At 69.7% G+C, this 21,484-nt stretch carries 2 protein-coding genes; both read left to right on the plus strand.

The window, feature by feature from the left end:
* The first annotated feature begins 57 nt into the window (after window positions 1-57).
* Window positions 58-1,332, plus strand: coding sequence for a glycosyltransferase (locus tag WME85_RS07475; protein WP_437836521.1), 1,275 nt, complete (start codon window positions 58-60; stop codon window positions 1,330-1,332).
* A 50-nt stretch (window positions 1,333-1,382) separates the two neighbouring features.
* The gene (locus WME85_RS07480; protein WP_437836523.1) at window positions 1,383-21,452 is read left to right on the plus strand and encodes an SDR family NAD(P)-dependent oxidoreductase; all 20,070 of its coding nucleotides are present in this window, start codon (window positions 1,383-1,385) and stop codon (window positions 21,450-21,452) included.
* The last annotated feature ends 32 nt before the right edge of the window (window positions 21,453-21,484 follow it).

Consider the following 21,484-nt stretch of genomic DNA (forward strand, 5'->3'; position numbering starts at 1 on the left):
TGCTCTCGAACGTGTCGTGAGACATCAATCCACTCTAAACAATACGGTATCGAGAAGATGAAAATACTGTTCTCCACCATCGGCTCTCGCGGCGACGTGCAGCCGCTCCTCGCGCTCGCGCTCGAGCTGCGAGCGCTCGGTCACGAAGCGACCTTTTGCGTGCCCCCGAACTTCAAGGAGTGGGTGGAGTCGTTCGGCGTGCGCTGCACCCCGATCGGCCCGGACCTCAGGAACATGCCGAGCCCGCCGCCCGGGGTGAAGCTGCCAAAGCCGTCTCCGGAGCAGCTCCGTCAGTTCGCCGCCTTCACCGTGGGCAGCCAGTTCCAGGTGCTGCCCGAGGCGGCGAAGGGGTGCGACCTTATCGTTGCCGCAGGCGGGATTCAGTTCGCGGCGCGCTCGGTCGCCGAGATGCTGAAGATCCCCTACGTCTTCGTTGCCTACAGCCCTGCGGTGCTGCCGTCGCCCGAATACCCGCCCGCGAAGATGCTGACCCACTACCCGCAGTCGCTGCCCGCAGCCGTGAATCACAATCTGTGGAGGAAGGACGCGAAGGAGCTGGACGAGACGATCGGCCCCGCGCTCAACGAGGCGCGCGCGAAGCTGGGGCTCTCGCCCGTCGACAGCGTCCGGCGTCACGTCTTCACGGAGCGTCCGTGGCTCGCGGCCGACCCGGCGCTCGCGCCGGCGCCCAAGAAATCCCCGATGCAGATCGTGCAGACCGGCGCCTGGCTGCTGCCCGACCAGAGCCCGCTGCCCGAGGAGCTCGAGCGCTTCCTCGCGAACGGCAGGCCCCCGGTCTACTTCGGGCTCGGGAGCATGCGGGGCTCCGAGCCCATGAGCCGCACCGTCATCGAGGCCGCCCGGGCGGCGGGGCTCCGGGCGATCGTCTCTCAGGGATGGGGGAACCTGGGCCTCATCGACTCGGGCGACGACTGCATCTCGATCGGCGACGTCAGCCACGAGCAGCTGTTTCCGCGCGTCGCGGCCGTGGTGCACCACGGGGGCGCGGGCACCACGACCGCCGCTGCGAGGGCGGGCAAGCCGCAGATCATCGTCCCGCACGTCTACGATCAGTTCTGGCACGCTGCGAGGCTGGAGAAGCTGGGCGTGGGCGTCGAGTGCCCCCCTCGCGATCAGGTGACCGTGAGGACCCTGACCACCGCCCTGCGGGAGGCCTCGCGCCGCGAGACAAAGGCGCGCGCTGAGTCCCTGGCGAACAACATCACGCTCGATGGAGCCAAGAGGGCGGCGCAGCGGCTGGTCAGCGAGCTCGGCAAGCCCGCGGCGAGCGGCCAGAAGGCGAAGGAGCGCGAGCTCGCACAAACGCTGTGACGTGCGCGGGCGGAGCCGCGCCGGCGACTCGATGGCTCGAAGAGGGAACGATGACGACTCAGAACGGCATGTCTGCTTCAGAGAGCGCCGAGCTCGTCGACGAGGGCTCCGCCCGAACGCTGCACCGGCTTATGACCGGAGTGCTGTGCGCGCAGCTGCAGTCGCTCGGATTGTTCACCGCTTCCTCGCTCGCGGGGTGGAAGCGGCAGGTCAACCTCCCCGCGCTCTACGACCGCTGGCTGCGAGAGAGCCTCAGGGCTCTGCAAGCGGACGGTGTCGTCGCGGTCGACGATGGCCAGTGGAGGCTGGTCGATCCAGAGCTGGCCGACGGCGCGGCCGCGTGGGCGCAGTGGGAGGCGCACCAGCGCGAGTGGCTCAGCGATCCGCGCTGGGGCGCTCAAGCGCGGCTCGTCGACGTCGCGCTGCGCGCGTTGCCGGAGCTCCTCACCGGCCGTCAGCGCGCGACGGACGTCCTGTTCCCGAATGCCTCGACGCATCTGGTCGAAGGCATCTACAAGGGTAACGGCCTGGCGGACCCGTTCAACGCGGTGCTCGCGGATATCGTCGTGGCGTTCGTCGACGCGCGACTGCGCCAGGACCCGCGAGCGCGCGTCCGAATCCTGGAGATCGGAGCGGGCACCGGAGGAACGAGCGCAGGAGTGCTCCAGGGTCTCGACGCGTACCCGGGCTCGGTCGCGGAGTACTGCTACACCGACCTGTCGAGAGCGTTCCTGGTTCACGCGGAGGATCATTACGCCCCTGGGCGCCCGTACCTCAGGACCGCGATCTTCGACGTCGAGCGGCCCCTCGCAGAGCAAGGGCTCCCCGCCGCGCAGTACGATGTCGTCATCGCGGCGAACGTGCTGCACGCGACGAAGAACATCCGTGTCACCCTGCGCAACGCGAAGGCGGCGTTGCAGGGCAACGGAATGCTCGCCCTGAACGAGCTCAGCGGCCGCAGCCTGTTCACGCATCTCACGTTCGGACTTCTGGAAGGATGGTGGCTTTACGAGGACGAGTCGCTGCGCCTGTCCGGCACCCCCGGCTTGACGTTCGAGGCATGGCAGCGAGTCCTCGAGGAGGAAGGCTTCCACTCGGTCACGTGCGTCGCGCAGGGCAACGGTCAACAGATCGTCGTGGCGCAGAGCGACGGCGTGATCCGCCAGCCGGCGCGTACGGTGGGTACGGCGCGTGCGGTAGCGTCGGTAGCGTCGGCAGCGTCGGCAGGGTCGACGAAGGCGAGCGCCGCGGCCGCCGTCTCGCGCAACGCCGCGCCGGCGGGCGCGAAGTCGGCCGACGCGATCGGCGACGACGCCGTGCGCGAGCACATCCACCGGACGATCCTCGATCAGCTGAGCTCCACGTTGAGGATGGACCGTGACGCGATCGACCCCGACGAGTCCTTTGCGGATTACGGCCTTGACTCGATCATGGGAGTGCGCGCGACCGAGGCGATCAACAAGGCGCTCTCGATCAAGCTGACCACCACGAGCGTGTTCGATTACCCGAGCACGAACAAGCTGGCGGCGCATGTGTTCGCCGAGTATCGCGATGTCGTCCACAAGCAGCTCGCCGACGCCGAGAGCGACGGCCGGCAGCGGCGGAGCGTCGACGCGGTCACTCCGGAGAAGGCTGCTGCGAGGTCGCGCCCGTCCCCGAGCATGCCGACGAGCACGGCGCTCGGCGCCTCCAGCGGCTCGAGCGCGGCACCCGCGCCCGCCCCCGCGCCCGAGGCCGCGAGCACGTCTCGAGCGCCGTCGCTCCGCGACCCGATCGCCATTATCGGCATGAGCGCGCGTTATGCGCGGGCGGAGAACGTCGAGGAGCTCTGGGAGCATCTGGCGCGAGGGACGGATCTGACGGAGCCCGTCACGCGCTGGGACCTCGCCCGCGAGTATGCGGCGGCGAAGATCGACGACGGCTGCCTCCGTGGAGGCCTCCTCCAGGCCATCGACCGGTTCGATCCGCTGTTCTTCAACATCTCCGGCGTCGAGGCCGCCCACATGGACCCGCAGCAGCGGCTGTTCCTCGAGGAGAGCTGGAGGGCCCTCGAGGACGCCGGGTATGCGGGCGCGAGCATCGAAGGGCGGCGCTGTGGCGTGTACGTCGGCTGCAACGGCGGCGACTATCAGCAGCTCCTGCAGGCCGAGTCGGTGCCTCCGGAGGCCATGATGGGCGGCGCGGCGTCCATTCTCTCGGCGCGCATCGCGTACTGCCTCGATCTGAAGGGTCCGGCGATGACGATCGACACGGCGTGCTCGAGCTCGCTCGTGGCGATGCACCTGGCCTGCCAGGCGCTGCGCGCGGGCGAGGTCGATCTGGCGCTGGCCGGCGGCGTCTACGTGCAGTGCACACCGACGTTCTACCTCATGGCGTCGCGCACTGGGATGCTGTCACCCAACGGGCGTTGTTACACGTTCGACGATCGCGCCGACGGCTTCGTCCCCGGTGAAGGCGTCGGCGCGGTGCTGCTGAAGCGCCTGAGCGAGGCCGTCGCCGACGGGGATCATGTGCACGCGGTCATCCGTGGCTCCGCGATCAACCAGGACGGCACCACGAACGGGATCACCGCGCCGAGCGCCTTGTCGCAGGAGCGCCTGGAGCGCGAGGTCTACGAGAACTTCGGCGTTCGCGCCGAAGACATCCAGATGGTGGAAGCGCACGGCACCGGGACGAAGCTCGGCGATCCCATTGAATACCAGGCGCTCACCAGGGCGTTCCGTCAGGACACGGACAAGAAGCACTTCTGCGCGATCGGATCCATCAAGACCAACATCGGTCACACGACCGCGGCGTCGGGCCTGGCGGGCGTCCTCAAGTGCGTCCTCGCCCTCAAGTATCGGCGCATCCCGCCGTCTCTCCACTTCGAGCGGGGCAACTCGCACATCGATTTCGACAGCAGCCCATTCTACGTCAACACGAAGCTCCGCGACTGGGAGACGGCGCCCGGGGTGCGCCGCGTCGCCGCCGTGAGCTCGTTCGGGATGAGCGGCACGAACGCTCACATGGTCCTCGAGGAAGCGCCGCCCAGCGCGCGCGCGCACGCCGAGCGGCCAGGTTACGTGATCGCGCTGTCAGCGCGCACCGCGGCGCAGCTCCGAGAGCACGTCGAGGGCCTGCTCCGGCATTGCGAAGCGAACCCGGGTCTCGACTGCGGCAACGTCGCGTACACGCTGCTCGTCGGCCGCAAGCACTTCGAGCATCGCCTGGCGTGCGTCGCCGGCAGCGCCGACGAGCTAAGCAGTCGACTCCGCGAGTGGCTCGGCGGCGGCAGCGCCGCCCGGCTCTATGGTTCGGCATCGACGCGGAAGACCAAGGAGCAGGAGTCGATGCAGCGGTTCGGAAACCACTGCATCGAGAATTGCCGCCGATACATCCCGAACGGGGATTCGTCCAGGCGCGACTACCTCGAGGACCTGTCGAATGTCGCGGAGCTGTACGCGCAGGGACATCGCCTCAGCTTCGATCGGCTGTTCGCAGACGGCGGATACGCCCGCACCCCGCTTCCGACGTACCGCTTCGAGCGGCGGCGGTGCTGGGTCGGCGCAGCGCGTACGCCGGACGCCACGCGCCGGGAGCCCGCAGCTGCGAGCGCGATCGAGGAGGTCCCGGCGGCGCAGCCGACGAAGAGCGGCGCCTCTCACGAGGACTCGCTCACGTTCGCTCCTCTCGACGAGCGTGTCCCCCGCTTCTCCCTGAGCAGGCTCGCCCTCCGGCCGGAGCTGTATGCGGTCGAGGAGAGGCGGGCGCTGGAAGAGCTCGTCGCGGAGAAGAAGCGGGAGCTGCGGCGCGTGCTGTTCTACAAGGAGGACTTCGCCCGCATCCGGAGCGTGCTCGACCTCGGCGCCGGACAGGGCGCCGAGCTCGTCGAGCTCGCGCAGCACTTCAGCCATCTGCGGGCGGACGGCAACACGAGCGCGAGCGAGCACGCGGAGATCGGCAATGGCCGCATCGCTCGCCTGGGCCTCAGCGACCGTGCGCGCCTCTTCGCCAGAAGCGCCGGGGCGGAGCCGTTTCCGGGCGACTATGACCTCATCGTCGGCATCGGGGTCACGTCGCATGCCCGCGACAGGAAGGCGCTGTTCAGGAGCGTCGCGGCGAGTCTCACGCCGACCGGGCGCGTCCTCCTGGCCGACTTCGTCGTGAATCTGCGCGGGCCGATCGTCGATCAGGGCGTCGAGATCACGATCCCGACCGCCGTCGACTGGGGCGATGCGCTCTCGGGGGATGGGCTGAGGATCGATGAGGTCATCGACGTCTCGCGCGAGATCGGCAATTTCGTCCACGACCCGGAGCTCGAGGAGAGCCTCCGCGGCCAGCCCAAGGCCATGCAGGACACGTTCCGCAACTATGCGAACATATCCACCGCGCTCGAGAGAGGCTGGATCAGCTACTGCCTGTTCAAGATCGACAAGGTGCGCGGCATGAGCGACGAGGAGCTCCGCGCGCACAACGCCTCGAAGATGGCGGCGAAGCGGCCCTACTCGGACGCGCTGCGAGAGCAGCTGTCGCTGGCGATTCCAACGTACCCGTTCAGCGCGGAGACGAGCGCCGAGAGCGCTCCGCCGGCCGTCTCGGCCGCCGCGAGGAGCGAGACGAAGTCCCGCGCGCACGCGGGCTCGGAGGTCGTGAAAGCGCGGATCAAGGCGGAGTTTTGCCGGATCCTGCGGCTCGAGCCGGCGGACTTCACCTACGACACCGAGTTCCAGGAGCTGGGCGTCAGCTCGATCAACGCGATCGAGCTGGTCGAGGCCGTCAACGCGCTCTTCGATCTCACGCTGCCGAGCAGCGTCGTCTTCGAGTTCAGCAGCATCCGCTTGCTGGCGGATTACGTCGCACGATCGTTGCCCGCGAAGCCGGAGGCGGTCTTTGCGATGACGCCGGGAGCCGCCGCGACCGCGAGCTCAACGGCGCCCGTGGCGCGAGAGGTGCCCGCGGGCCCCGGGTATGCTCCGACCTCCTCTCCTGCGGCGCGCGCGCGCGGGAACGTCGCCCCCGACTCCGGCGACGTCGGGATCGCGATCATCGGAGTCGCGGTCCGCTGCAGCGGCGCGCGGAACCAGAAAGAGCTATGGGAGCTCGTCCGCGACGGACGCGAGTGCGTCGATTTCGTCCAGGACGAGGGGTGGCGAGACGTGCTCGCGCGCTATCGCATCGACCGCCTCGTGCGTTACGGCGCGATGCCCGATGCGGACTGCTTCGACACCTCCTTCTTCAACATCTCGCGCCGAGAGGCGGAGTCCATGGACGCCGTGCAGCGCATCCTCCTCGAGGAATGCTACGCGGCGATCGAGGACGCGGGTTACGCGCCCGCTTCCCTCGGTGGGCGGGACGTGGCCGTCATCATCGGCGCGATCCAGTCGATGGTCGTGAACTCCGAGCCGTCGCACTTCGCGGTGACGGGCAATGACAACGGCATCTTGGCGGCGAGGACGTCGTACTTCCTGAACCTGAAGGGACCGGCGCTCGCGCTGAACACCACCTGCTCGTCGTCGCTGGTCGCCATCGATATCGCCTGCCAGAAGCTGAAGGCGGGTGAGGTTGACATGGCCATCGCGGGCGGAATCACCATCTTCAACCATCCCGCCGTCTTCATCTCGATGCAGCGAGCGGGGATGCTGTCACCGACGGTGCGCTGCAGGCCCTTCGACCATCAGGCCGACGGGACCCTGGTCGGAGACGGAGTCGGCGTCGTCCTCCTCAAGCGGCTCTCGGACGCCGAAGCGGACGGGGATCGGATCTACGGTGTGATCCGGGCGAGCGGCACGAATCAGGACGGCAAGACGTCGGGCATCACGGTCCCGAGCTTCCTGTCGCAGAGCAAGCTCGTCGAGTCCGTCTACCGACGCGGGCGCATTCCGGTCGAGGACATCCAGTACATCGAAGCCCACGGAACCGGAACGAAGCTGGGGGATCCCATCGAGGTTCACGCGCTCAGCGAGGCCTTCGCCCAGTTCACCGACAAGAAGCAGTTCTGCGGGATCGGGTCGATCAAGGCCAACATTGGTCACACGACGGCGGCTTCGGGCGTGCTGAGCCTCATCAAGGTCTGTCTGAGCATGCAGCACGGACAGATGCCGCCCAGCATCAACTTCGACAAGCCGAACCCGCACATCGACTTCCAGAACAGCCCCGTCTACGTGAACACCGAGCTGAAGCCGTGGCCGGTGAACGGACGTGGCTCGCGGCTCGCGGCGATCAGCTCGTTCGGCTTCAGCGGGACGAATGCCCACCTGGTCGTCGAGCAGCACGCCGCGCGGCGCGCGGACCGCGAGCGCCGCGCGTCCCTCGGCCCGGCGCTCGTCGTGCTCTCGGCCAAGAACGAGGAGCGCCTGAGGGCGCAGGCCGAGCAGCTGCTCGCCGCGATCGGCGAGCCGGGCGAGAGCGCCCTGGGCGACGGCGATCTCTTCGATCTTGCCTTTACGCTGCAGGTGGGAAGAGACGCGATGGAGTGCCGCGTCGGCTTCGTCGTCGACTCGGTGCCCGCGCTGCGCGAGCAGCTGCGGCGCTTCGTTGCGGGAGAGGAGTCACGCGCGGTACGCGCGAAGCAGCAGGCCGGCCTCGACCTCACGGAAGAGGAGCAGGCCGTGATCGCCGCGGAGTGCATCGCGCACGGCAGGTGGCAGCGGCTGCTCGACCTGTGGGTCCGCGGCTTCGATTTCGACTGGCGACGCATTCATGGCGAGGTGACGCCGAAGCGCATCGCGCTTCCGACGTATCCGTTCGTACGCGACCGCTATCCGGTGCAGATCGAGGCGCCGCGCCCCGAGCCGGACGGCGCGGCCGCCGATCCGGGCCTCCTCGCCGGGACGGTGCTGCATCCTCTCCTGCATCGGAACACGTCGACGTTCGAGGCGCAGCGCTTCTCGTCGACGCTCAGCGGGGCCGAGGGCTTCCTGCAGGATCACGTCATCGGCGGCCACAAGGTGCTGCCGGGCGTCTGCTACCTGGAGATGGCGCGCGCCGCGGTCATGGCCTCGTCGGGCGACCTCGCGGAGGAGATCTACGTCCGCCTCGAGAGCGTCGTCTGGGTTCGCCCGATCGTCGTCGATCAGCCCTCCGCCGTTCACGTCCGGCTCACGGCGCGCGACGACGGAGACATCGATTTCGAGATCGTCACGGCCGGCGCGGGCGACGACGTCGTTCACGCGCAGGGGCGCGCGGCGCTGATCGAGCGCGGCCGCGGAGAGGCCGGCGAGGTCGACGTGGAGGCGTTGCTCGCGAGGCGCGAGCAAACCATCGCCGTGGACCGCCTGTACGAGGCCTTCGAGGCGATGGGGATCGCGTACGGCCCTGCGCATCGCGGCGTCCGGAGCGTCGGGGTGGGCAGGGATGTCGACGGCGGGGCGTACGTCGTGGCCGAGGTGACGCTGCCCCAGGGCTCCGTCGGCACCCGCGAGCTGTTCGTGGTGCACCCGAGCGTGCTCGACAGCGCGTTCCAGGCGTCGCTCGGGTTGGTGCTCGCGCAGCGAAGCGCTGAGGGATCGGCGAATCCGACGCTGCCGTTCGCGCTCGAGAGCATCGACATCCTCGAGCGCAGCCCGGAGCGTTCGTACGTCTACATCCGCTCCCGCACGGACGACGGGCAGACGGAGCGCTCGCAGGTCCAGAAGCTCGACCTCGAGGTCTGCGACGCGCAGGGGCACGTCTGCTTGCGGTTGCGGGGGCTCACGTCGCGCGTGATGGAGGCGAGAGCCGGAGCCGCGCCCGCAGACCGGAACCGGCTGCATCCGCTCGTTCATCACGATGTGTCGACGCCCGAGCAGCGCGAGTTCTCGAGCGCGTTCTCTGGGGCCGAATGGTTCTTGAAGGAACATGGCCAGTTGTTCCCCGCGCCGGCGTACCTCGAGATGGCTCGCGTCGCCGGCGAGACGGGGAGCGGCGTCAAGGTCGTCGGGATCCGGAACGCGCTCTGGGTCGCCCCGCTGGTGATCCAGGATCGCCCGTGCGACGTGCGTGTGCGGTTCGCGGCGGCGAAGGACGGCTGGGCGTACACGGTCGAGACGGCGACGACGACGGGAGGCGACGCGCGAAGAGCCATCCACGCTCAGGGGCTCTTGCTCCTCGACGGGGTGGCGGATCGCCCAGCGCCGCCGCCTGCTCTGGACATCGAAGCCATCCGCGCTAGGTGCCGGACGGCGGCCGACGCGAAAGCGCGCGCAGCCACGATGCAGATGGCGGCCTACGACCACTCGCGGATCGAGTCTCTGGTGCACTCCGGGAAGGAAGCCCTGGCGGCGCTGCGGCTGTCCAAGGGGGACGGCGGGGACTACCTCCTGCACCCGCACGTCGGCAATTCGATCCTGGAGCCCGCGGTCTTCTTCTCTCTCGTGCAAGACGGTCAGCGGCAGTGGAGGTTTCCGTACAGCCTCGACGCCCTGTGGATTTACTCGGAGATCCCCGAGCGCCCGTACGTGTACGTCCGCGAGAGCGCGGGCGCCGGGAACCCGAGGGCCAGGAAATACGATATCGACGTCGTCGACGAGCGCGGCCGGTGCGCGATCGCGCTTCGAGGCTTCATGGCGGTGTCGGCCAGCGCCCCTTCAGCGGACGTCGTTCACGCCGTCCCGGAGTGGGAAGAGCGTCCGCTCGATCCATCGCAGACAGGGACGCAGACCGAGCCGCCGATCTTCGTCCTCTCGGCTCCCGACGCGTCGCTGCGCCGCGCGCTCGAGGCCCGCTGGAGCGGAGCGCGCGTCGAGACGCTGGCGGAGGAGCGCGCGGACCGCGCGACGGGGATCGAAGAGAGGTTCCTCTCCGTCGTGCGCTTGCTCAAGGGCTTCATGGCGAGCAAGGCGCCCCGCCCGCAGCCCGTCGTCGTCCTGGTCGAGGAGAGGGACGACGATTACGTGCACGCCGCGCTCGGCGGCCTCCTGAAGTCCGCGCGGCTCGAGCACCCGAAGCTCGTCTGCAAGCTCGTGCGTCACGCGGCGAAGACCGATCGCGCGCGCGCTCGATTGCTCGATTCGCTGGCGGACGAGCTGGTGAGCGCGAGCGCCGACGTCGAGCTCCGGCTCGCCGGCGAATCGATGACCCGTTACGTGCGGGGCTGGCGCGAGGTGACGCTGCCCGCGCGCGCTCTCGCCTCCGACGTCGTGCGCCCCGGCAGCGTGCTGTGGATCGTGGGAGGCCTCGGCGGGCTCGGACGCATCGTCGCGCGTCACTTCGGCGCCATCGAAGGCGTGAAGATCCTCGCGAGCGGGCGGGCCGCCCTGCAAGGCAGCGCGCGCGCGTCGCTCGAGGCCCTCCGCGGCGAAGGCGTCGACATCGACTACCTGGTCTGCGACGTGTCGGACGCCGAGCAGGTGAACGAGCAGGTCACGCGCATCCAGCGCGACCACGGCCGGCTCACGGGCATCTTCCACTGCGCGGGCGCCACGCGCGACGCGTACCTGGTGAACAAGACCGCGGACGAGGTGCACGCGGTGCTCCGCCCGAAAGTCGCCGGGGTCCTGGCCATCGACGAGGCGACACGCGATTTCCCGCTGGAGTTCCTGGTACTGTTCTCCTCGCTGGCGTCGGGAGGCAACGCGGGGCAGGCCGACTATGCTGGGGCGAACGCGTTCCTCGATGCGTTTGCGCACCATCGCAACGGGCGTGTACGCCGAGGGGAGCGTCGCGGTCACACGATCTCGGTGAACTGGCCGTTGTGGCGCGACGGCGGAATGCAGATCGACGCGCAGATGCGCGAGATCCACGAGCGGCTCACCGGGTTCCGCGCGCTCGACAACGAGACGGGCATGCGGTCCCTCGTGGGCGCGATGCTCGATAGACCGACGCAGGTGATGGTCGCGGCGGGCGACGTGCCGAAGATCCGGGGGGTGATGTTCGCACGAGCGCCGGCGGCGCCCGCGAAGGCCCATGCCCAGGCGGCCAGCGGGCGATCGGCGAACGACGGGGCGCCCAGCGCGGCGAAGCCGGCGCCCGGTGATCCGGCCGGCGGCGACGCTCTGCTGAAGCGGATCGTTCAGGAGCTCGTGGGCGACGTGAGCGCTCTCGTGCGTTCGGACGCGAGCCAGATCGACACGCAAGCCGAGCTCTCCCGGTACGGCTTCGACTCGGTCATGTTCACCGAGTTCGCCAATCGCCTGAACCAGCGATACGACCTGGCGCTCATGCCGACGGTCTTCTTCGAGTGTTCGACCCTCGCGCTGCTCGGCGAGCATCTCGTGAAGAACCACGAGCCGGAGCTGCGCGCGAAGTGGGACACGGGGCGCGCGGTGAGCGCGCCGAAGACGGCGGCGCCCGCGGCGGCCGAGCAGGCGCGGCCCTCGGTCGAGAAGGTGGAGCTGGCTCGCCGGGCGCCGCGGACGTCGCGGCGACGGAGCACCGACGTCGCGAGCCACGACGAGCCGATCGCCATCGTCGGGATGAGCGGGCGCTTCCCGGGCTCGGCGAGCGTGCGTGAGCTGTGGGAGAACGTGGCCGCCAATCGCGATCTCATCAGCGAGGTCCCCGCCGACCGCTGGGACTGGCGGCAGGTCTACGGCGACCCGAAGGCGGATCCCGGCAAGACGCGGGTGAAGACCGGCGGCTTCATGGCGGACGTCGATTGCTTCGACCCGCTGTTCTTCGGGATCTCGCCCTTCGAGGCGCAGGGAATGGACCCGCAGCAGCGCCTGCTCATCCAGGCGTTCTGGGCATGCATCGAGGACGCCGGCCATCGACCCGGGACCCTCGCGGGCACGAGCACGGGCGTGTTCATCGGGGTCACGACCGCCGATTACAAGGACCTATTTCACCGGCAGAGGGTGCTCGGGGTTTCCCATTCGCAGGGCGCGTACCTGTTCCACTTCATGGCGGCCAATCGGGTCTCGTACCTCCTGAACCTGCACGGGCCGAGCGAGGCGATCGACACCGCGTGCTCCAGCTCGCTCGTGGCCCTGCATCGCGCGGCCGGCTGCCTGCGCTCGGGCGAATGCGAGGCCGCGCTGGTCGGCGGCGTCAACGTCATGGTCACGCCGGACATCACCGTCGGCGCGAGCCAGGCGGGGATGCTCAGCGAGGACGGGCGCTGCAAGACCTTCGATCGCGGCGCCGACGGGTACGGGCGCGGCGAGGGCGTGGTCGCCTTGCTGCTGAAGCCGCTCGGAAAGGCGGAAGCCGACGGGGATCCGATCTACGGCCTGATCCGCGGGAGCGCCGAGAACCACGGCGGCAAGGCCACCTCGGCGACGGCGCCGAACCCGGTCGCGCAGCAGGCGCTCCTCGTCGCCGCGTACCGGAACGCCGGCGTCGATGTGCGCACGGTCGGGTACATCGAGACGCACGGCACAGGAACGGTGCTGGGGGATCCGATCGAGGTCAATGCGCTCAAGGGGGCTTTTGCGGAGCTGTGCGCGGGGCAGGGGCACACGGCACCGGTCGAGCCGCATTGCGGGCTCGGGTCCCTGAAGACGAACATCGGTCACCTGGAAGCAGCCGCCGGGCTCGCGGGCGTCGCGAAGGTGCTGATGATGCTCCGGCACGGCAAGATCCCGGGCAACCTGCACCTGAAGGAGCCGAATCCGTACCTTCAGCTCGAGGGTAGCCCGTTCTACCTGGTGCGAGAGACGCGCGACTGGCCCGAGGTCCGGGACGCGCAAGGTCGGGCGGTGCCGCGCCGGGCGGGCGTGAGCAGCTTCGGAGTCGGCGGGGCGAACGCGCACGTCGTGCTCGAGGCGTACGTGGAGCCGGCACGGGAACCCGCGCGCGCGCCCACGCAGGAGCGTCCGGCGCTCCTCGTGCTGTCCGCGAAGACCCGAGAGCGGTTGACGGTGCAGGCCGAGCAACTGCTCACGGAGCTCTCTTCGGGTGCGTATGTCGACGGCGATCTCACCGAGGTCGCGTACACGCTGCAGATCGGGCGCGAGGCCATGGATCACCGCCTCGCGTTCACCGCGACGACCCTCCAGCAGGCGCGAGAGAAGCTGACGGCCTTCGTCGCGGCCAGACCCGCGCCCGGTGATGTCCAGGAGCTCCATTGCAGTGACACAAGGACCGGCATGCCGACGCTCGTCACGCTGACCGCGGACGCCGAGTTCGCGGAGACAGTGGACAAGTGGATTCAGCGCGGGAAGTACGAAAAGCTCCTGGAGCTCTGGGTCAAGGGCCTGAGCGTCGACTGGGCGGTGCTCCACGGCGGACGCAGAACACGTCGCATGAGGTTGCCCACGTACCCGTTCGCGAAGGAGCGGCACTGGATCGAATCGCCGGTCCGCGCGGAGCCCGTCGGGGCGGTGAAGGCGGCGGTCATCCATCCTCTGCTGCAGCGCAACACCTCTGTCTTGAGCGAGCAGCGTTTCAGCTCCGAGCTCAACGGCGCTGAGTTCTTCCTGGCCGATCACGTGATCAAGGGCGAGAAGCTGCTGCCAGCCGTCGCGTACCTGGAGATGGCTCGCGCGGCGATCCTGGAGTCGCTCGCGGCCGGTGGCGGCGGCATTCGGCTGAAGGACGTCGTGTGGCAGAGGCCGCTCGTCGTGACGGAGCCGCGCGAGGTCCATGTCGCCTTGTCGGCGCGAGAAGACGGTGACGTCGGGTTCGAGGTGTATACGATCTCGGACGGCGACCGCCTCGTCCACGTCCAGGGCCTGGGCTCCCTGTCGCACGAGCCTACCGACGCCGCCGTCGTCGATCTGCAGGTGCTCGGGTCGCGCTACGCGCGGCCGATCGACGTCGAGCAGTGCTATGCGCTGTTCGAGGCGATGGGGATCGCCTTCGGTCCCGCGCACCGCAGCATGGTGCGGATGCAGGTCGGGACCGACTCGGAAGGACGCCGCTGCGTGCTGGCGCAGGTCACGATCCCCGACGCCGTGATGCCGACGGCGCATTCGTATGTCCTGCACCCGAGCGTCCTCGACGGCGCACTTCAGGCCTCGATCGGGCTGGCGCTCGGCGACGGCGACGCCGGCGCGTCCGGGCCGTCGCTGCCGTTCGCGCTCGAGGAGCTGGAGATCGTGGACCGGAGCCCCGCGGTCGCGGTCGCCGTAGTGCGGGCGCGCGCGGGGACCGCGGCCGGTCCGCTGCAGAAGCTGGACATCGACATCTGCGACGAGGACGGCCGGGTCTGCGTTCGCGTGACAGGCCTCACGTCGCGCGTGCTGGCTGGCGAGCTCGGTCGCGCGGGGAACGAGGCTCGGGTCACGCAGACCTTGCTGCTCCGGCCGCAGTGGGAGCGCGTCGGCGCGGAGCCGCAGCCGGAGCCGCTGGACGGCGAGCGCTGGGTGTGTGTCGACGAGGCCTACCGCGCTCACGTCTCGGAGCTGCAATCGCGCCACGCGGACGTGCGCTGGGAGGTGCTGCTGCGCGCGCGCGAAGACGGCGAGCTCGGCGCCGAGCACCTGCTCGCGATGAGCGAGCAGCTGCTTTCGCGCGTGCGATCCATCCTGGCTGCGAAGCCGCGACGGCCCACGCTCGTGCAGGTGCTGGTCAGCGAGGCGACCGGCGGAGGAGCTCTGCGCGCCCTCGGTGGGCTGCTCAGGACCGCGCGGCTCGAGAACCCGTCGTTCTACGGGCAGGTGATCGGGTTGCCGCCGCAGGCGACGTCGCGCGTCCTCGAGCAGGCCATCGCAGAGAATGCGCGCCGAGCCACCCAGGGCGACACCGAAGTCCGGTACGTCGACGGCCGCCGTGAGGTCTCGAGCTTGCGGCCCATGCCGGAGAGCGCGTCCCTCGGGACGAGCCTGCCGTGGAAGAGCGGCGGTGTGTACCTGATCACCGGCGGGGCGGGCGCGCTGGGGCGCCTGTTCGCGAGGGAGATCGCCGAGCGTGTCGAGGACGCGCGCCTCGTCCTGGTCGGACGATCGACGCTCTCGGACGAGCAGAACGCGCAGCTTCGCGCGCTCGAGACGTCGGGGCGGAGAACGGAAGTGCGCTACCGGACTGTCGACGTGACGGATCCAGCGGCGGTGAACAGCTGCGTCGACGCGATCCGCGCCGAGCACGGGCATCTCGACGGCGTGGTCCACTGCGCGGGGCTGATCCGGGACAGCTTCGTCCTCAAGAAGAGCGCGGAGGAGCTGCGCGCCGTCATGGCGCCGAAGGTGCTCGGCGCGGTGAATCTCGACCGCGCCACGCGCGCGTGTGCGCTCGACTTCATGGTGTTGTTCTCGTCCGGAGCGGGCGCGATCGGCAACGTGGGACAGAGCGACTATGCGACGGCGAACGCGTTTTTGGATCGATTCGCCGCGTATCGCGACGAGTCCGTGAGGCGAGGCGAACGCCGCGGGCGCACGCTGTCCATCGGCTGGCCGCTGTGGGCCGACGGCGGGATGGGCGTGGATGAGCGCGCGCAGGCGCTGATGCGCGAGCAGGGATATGACGCCATCCGCACGCCCGCCGGAATCGAGGCGTTCTACCGTGCGTGGAGGACCGCCGAATCCCAGGTGATGGTGGTCTCCGGCACGACGCGGAGGCTGCAGGAGCTCCGGGGGGTCGCGGCGGAGTCGGCGGCGCGCGCCGCAGAGGAGCCGACAAAGACGCCCGAGCGGGCGGCGCACCCGGACACGAGCGGCGGCGAGCTCCACCCAAGAGCGAGCCAGTATCTGAAGCGGCTCCTGGCCACCACGCTGAAGGTGCCTGTTGAGCGCATCGAGACCGATGCGCCGCTCGAGAAGTACGGCATCGACTCGATCATGGCGCTCGGGCTCGTGAACGCGCTCGAGGCGACGTTCGGCTCGCTCCCGAAGACGCTGATGTTCGAGTATCAGACGATCGACGCCCTCGCGCGATACTTCATCGAGCGACACCGCGATGCGCTGCTGTCGGAGCTGACGAATGGGCGCGTCGCGTCGTCGAGCGGGCCCGCGGCGCACGCGAGGAGCTCGTCCACAGCGGAGAGCCCCTCCAGCGGGGAGCCGGTTCGAGCGTCGCGCCGCCCGGCGGCGACGGCGCGCGAGCAGCGCCGCGACGGCGCTCCGTCGATGGGATCCTTGGAGCGAGCCGGCGACGGCGCCCTACGGCCGGCCATCGACGTCGCGATCGTCGGGCTGAGCGGGCGTTATCCGCAGGCCGCGGACGTTCACGAGTACTGGGAGAACCTGAAGGCCGGCCGGGACTGCATCACCGAGATCCCCGCGACGCGCTGGGATCACAGCGCGTATTTCGATCCGGAGAAGGGCAAGGTCGGCAAGAGCTACAGCAAGTGGGGAGGATTCATCGACGGCGTCGACGAGTTCGACGCGGTGTTCTTCAACATCTCGCCGCGCGACGCAGGTTTCCTGGATCCGCAGGAGCGCTTGTTCCTGCACTGCGTCTACGAGACACTGGAAGACGCCGGCTACACCCGTGAGGCGCTCCGGCAGAACCGCGCCTCGGGGCGCGCGGGTGACGTCGGGGTGTTCGTCGGGGTGATGTACGAGGAGTACCAGCTGTATGGCGCGCAGGCTCAGACGCTCGGCGCGGCGTATGCTCTGGGCGGCAACGCGTCATCGATCGCGAACCGCGTCTCGTACTTCTGCGATTTCCACGGCCCGAGCCTGGCGGTGGACACGATGTGCTCGAGCTCGCTGACGGCGATCCACCTCGCCGTGCGGAGCCTCCAGGCCGGCGATTGCGAGGTGGCGATCGCCGGCGGCGTCAACGTGTCCGTGCACCCGAACAAGTACCTGGCGCTCTCTCAGGCCCAGTTCGCGTCGAGCACCGGCCGGTGCGAGAGCTTCGGTCGCGGCGGCGACGGGTACGTGCCGGGCGAGGGCGTCGGCGCCGTGCTGCTCAAGCCGCTCGCGCGTGCAGAGGCCGACGGCGATCACATCTACGGCGTGATCAAGGGCACCAGCATCAACCACGGGGGCAAGACGAACGGCTACACGGTGCCGAACCCGGTCGCGCAGGCGCAGGTCATCGCGCGCGCGCTCGAGGCGTCGAACGTCGAGCCGCGCGCGATCAGCTACATCGAGGCGCACGGGACCGGGACGAGCCTTGGAGACCCGATCGAGATCGCGGGGCTGACGCACGCGTTCGCGCGGCACACGCAGGACAAGCAATACTGCGCGATCGGGTCGGCGAAGTCGAACATCGGGCACCTGGAGAGCGCGGCCGGGATCGCCGGCCTGACCAAGGTGCTCTTGCAGATGAAGCACCGCACGCTCGTGCCGAGCCTGCACTCCAGGCAGCTGAACCCGCACATCGATTTCGCGAGCACCCCGTTCCGTGTCCAGCAGGTCTGCGAGGAGTGGAAGCGGCCCGTCCTCGAGGTCGACGGACGCCGCCGGGAGCATCCACGTATCGCAGGCATCTCCTCGTTCGGAGCGGGAGGCGCGAACGCCCACGTGATCGTCGAGGAGTACGACGCGGGCAGCGCGCAGGCAGCCGCCCGGGCCGACACGGCGCTCATGGTCCTGTCGGCGAAGACGGAAGAGCAGCTCGGCGCGCAAGCGCGTCACCTGCTGTCGCACATCGAGCGAGAGCAGCACGCCGACAGCGATCTCGCGAGCATCGCTTACACGTTGCAGACCGGTCGCGAGGCGATGGATCACCGCCTCGCGTTCACGGCGACGAGCCTCGACGAGCTGCGCGAGAAGCTGACCGCCTACGTTCGAGGCGACGCGCGCAGCGGAGACATCGAGGGATTGTTCCGGGGCGAAGCCAAGAAGAACAAGGAAGCGCTCGCGAGCCTGAATGCCGACGAGGACGCCGCGGCGCTCGTCGCCGCCTGGCTCCGGAAGGGCAAGCACGGAAAGCTCCTCGAGCTCTGGGTGAAGGGCCTGGCCTTCGACTGGGAGAAGCTCTACGGCGACCGTCGACCGCGGCGCATCAGCCTGCCGACGTACCCGTTCGCGAAGGAGCGGTACTGGATCCCCGGACTCGAGCGCCGCGCCGCGCAGGACGTCGCGAAGCCCCGAGCGGTGGCGCAGCGCGCGGAGCGCGTCGTCACGAAGGCCTGGGAACCCCGCTCCGTGAGCTTGACGACCGCCGCGCCGAAGGGCGTCGTTATCCTCTGCGAGTCGGAGACGAGCGGCCTTGCTCGACGGCTGTCGGAGCGGGTCGCGGAGCAGTTCCCGGATGCGCGCGTGTACATCGTGGAAGGCCCGGCGTCGGGAGACGTCGACTTCAGCCGGTGCGACGGGTGGATCGACCTCGTGGGCTGCGGCGGGACCCGTACGCACGACGCGCGATGGATCACGACCCTGCAGCGCTGGATCGAGGGAGGGGCGCGGCAGGACCGTTGGGCCCTCTGCGTCACGCGAGGCCTGGAGGCGCACGAGAACACGACGATCGCTCTCTCCGGCGCTGATCGCGTGGGGCTGTACCGGATGCTCTCGAGCGAGTACACGCCGCTCGTCTCGCGCCACGTGGATCTGGACCCGACGAGCGACGAACGAGCTCGGGTCGAGCAGATCGTGAGCGAGTGCGGCGGCCCGCGCGAAGAGGTCGAGGTCTGCTATCGCGCGGGGCGGCGGTACCTGGCGACGCATCGCGAGATTCCGAGTGGCGCCGGGGCCCTGGGCACGTCGAGCCCGTTCCCGAGGGATCACGTCCTGTGGGTGACGGGAGGCACACGCGGCATCGGCCATGTCTGCGCTCGACACTTCGTCCGGGAGCACGGCGTCAAGCGCGTCGTGTTGACCGGTCGCGAGCCGTTGCCTGCGCGCGCGGAGTGGGCGAGCCTGCAATCGGCGGACACGCCGGTCGCGGAGAAGATCCGAGCCGTGCTGGCGCTGGAAGCCGACGGCGCCCAGGTCGTCGTGCTCGCAGTCCCGCTGAGCGACGAGGCGGCGCTCCGCGCGGCTGTGCAGAGCGTGAAGCAGACCCTCGGCCCGATCGGCGGAGTCTTGCACTGCGCGGGGCTCATCGACGCGGACCGACCGGCGCTGCTGCGCAAGACGCCCGCCACGATCGAGGCGGTGCTCGAGCCGAAGGTCGCCGGCCTCGATCATCTGCTGACGTGCTTCGCGGACGAGCCGCTCCGCTTCTTCGTGACGTTCTCTTCCGTCGCGGCGGCCGCGCCCGCGCTGGCCGTCGGGCAGAGCGACTACGCGATGGCGAACGCGTACATGGATTATGTCGCGTACGCCTACCGTGATCGCTTGCCGATCACGAGCATCCAGTGGCCAAGCTGGAGCGAGAGCGGCATGGGCGAGAACCGGAGCCCGATCTATCGCGGTCTCGGGTTGTTCGCTCACAGCGACGCAGAAGGCCTGCGCTGGCTGGATACGCTGCTCGCCGCGGATCACGGCCCCGTCGTGCTGCCGGCAGCCGTCGACCCGGCCCGGTGGCGCGCGGAGGCGCTGCTCGAGCCGCGCGCGAGGAAGGTCGCCCGCGCCGCTCCGTCGGCGGCTCCGAGCGTCGCGGAGGCCGCGCGCGCGCCGGCGGCGGGCGAGGCGACGTCGAAGGCCGTCCAGGCCTGGCTCGTCGACCTCGTCGCGCGCGAGCTGAGGCTCGATCCGCGCCGGATCGACGTCCAGACGCCGCTCCCGGACTACGGCGTGGATTCGGTCATGCTGGTGCAGCTGGTGCGGCCGGTCGCGGAGCGCGTCGGAGCGCCGATCGATCCGTCGGTCCTGTTCGAGCACCCGACCATCGAGGCGTTCTCCGGTTGGCTCCTCGGCCTCCACGGCGAAGCGCTCTCGGCCGGCGCTCTGCTGCCGGACGCGGACACGTCCGGAGGCGAGCCGTCCGCGCCCGAGGCTCCGTCGGTGGCCGCGGTCGCGGTGGATCCGCCGGCGCTGGCCGACGGTGCTGCGCGCGCCGCCCTCGCGACCGAGGCGCCGGGCGCCGCGGACATCGCGGTGATCGGGATGTCGTGCCGCTTCCCCGGAGCGAGCAACCTCGAGCAGTTCTGGCGATTGCTCGCCGAGGGGCGGTCGGCCATCCGCCGCGTCCCGCCGCAGCGGTGGGGCCATGCGAGCTCCTACTGCGCCGGCGTGCTGGACGACGTGACGCACTTCGACCCGGCGTTCTTCCGCATCTCGCCGGCCGACGCGCGAGCGATGGATCCGCAGGCCTTGCTCGCCCTCGAGGAGAGCCTGGCCCTCTGGTACCAGGCCGGCTACACGCCGGACGACGTCAAGGGCCGCTCGATCGGCGTGTACCTCGGCGCTCGCAGCCAGGTCGTCGCCGACCTCGAGGCGCTCCAGGAGGCCCAGAACCTCATCATGGCCGTCGGGGCGAACTACCTCGCCGCGAACATCTCGCGCTTCTTCGATCTGCGCGGTCCGAGCGTGGTCATCGACACCGCTTGCTCCTCGGCGCTCGTGGCGATGAACATGGCCGTCCAGGCGCTGCAGGCGGGGGAGGTCGAGTCGGCGCTCGTCGGTGGCGTGAGCTTGCTCAACGGCGACGGTGCGCTGCGCGTGTTCGAGCAGCGCGGGATCCTGAGTCGTGAGCCGGTGATGCACCTGTTCGACCGGCGCGCGAGGGGCACGGTCCTGGGCGAAGGCGCGGGGACGGTCTGGCTGAAGCGGCTCGACCACGCCTTGCGCGACGGGGACGCCGTCTACGCGGTGATCAAGGGCATCGCGATCAACAACGACGGCCGCACCGCCGGCCCGGCAGCGCCGAACCCTCAGGCGCAGAGGGCGGTGATGGAGCGTGCGCTCGCGAAGAGCGGCAAGCGCGCGGAGGACGTCGGCCACATCGAGGTCAACGGGTCGGGCACCGAGGTGACCGATCTGCTCGAGCTGAAGGCGATCGAGTCCGTATATCGGCCGGCCGGTGGGGAGCCCTGCGAGCTCGGCTCGATGAAGCCGAACATCGGTCATCCGCTATGCGCGGAGGGCATCGCCAGCTTCATCAAGGCCGTGCTGGTCTTGCATCACCGCCAGCGCGTGCCGTTCCTCTCGGCCGAGGAGCCCATGCTCCACTACGACGTGGCGCGCTCTCCGTTCCGATTCTCGCGCGCCTTGAGCGACGCGGGGGATGCGCCTGCGGTCGCCGCCATCAACTCCTTCGCTGACGGTGGAACGAACGCCCACGTGATCGTGGAGGCCTGGCAGGACGCGCGACCGCGCGCCGGGGTGCGCCGTCCGGGCGTCGCCCCGATCCTGAGCAAGGTCGACTGCCGGATCCGGCGCCCGCGGCCCGAGCCATCGGCGCCCGTCGCGACGGACCTCGTCGACGTCCACCTGAACGGCGGCGGCAAGCCGAAGACCATCTCGCGCGGACACGGCTTCTGGAAACGGCTAAATGGGTCATCGACGTGAGGCGCCACCCGCGATGATGCAGGGAAATCCGA

The sequence above is a fragment of the Sorangium sp. So ce1153 genome, assembly GCF_051521595.1.
GTDB lineage: Bacteria > Myxococcota_A > Polyangia > Polyangiales > Polyangiaceae > Sorangium.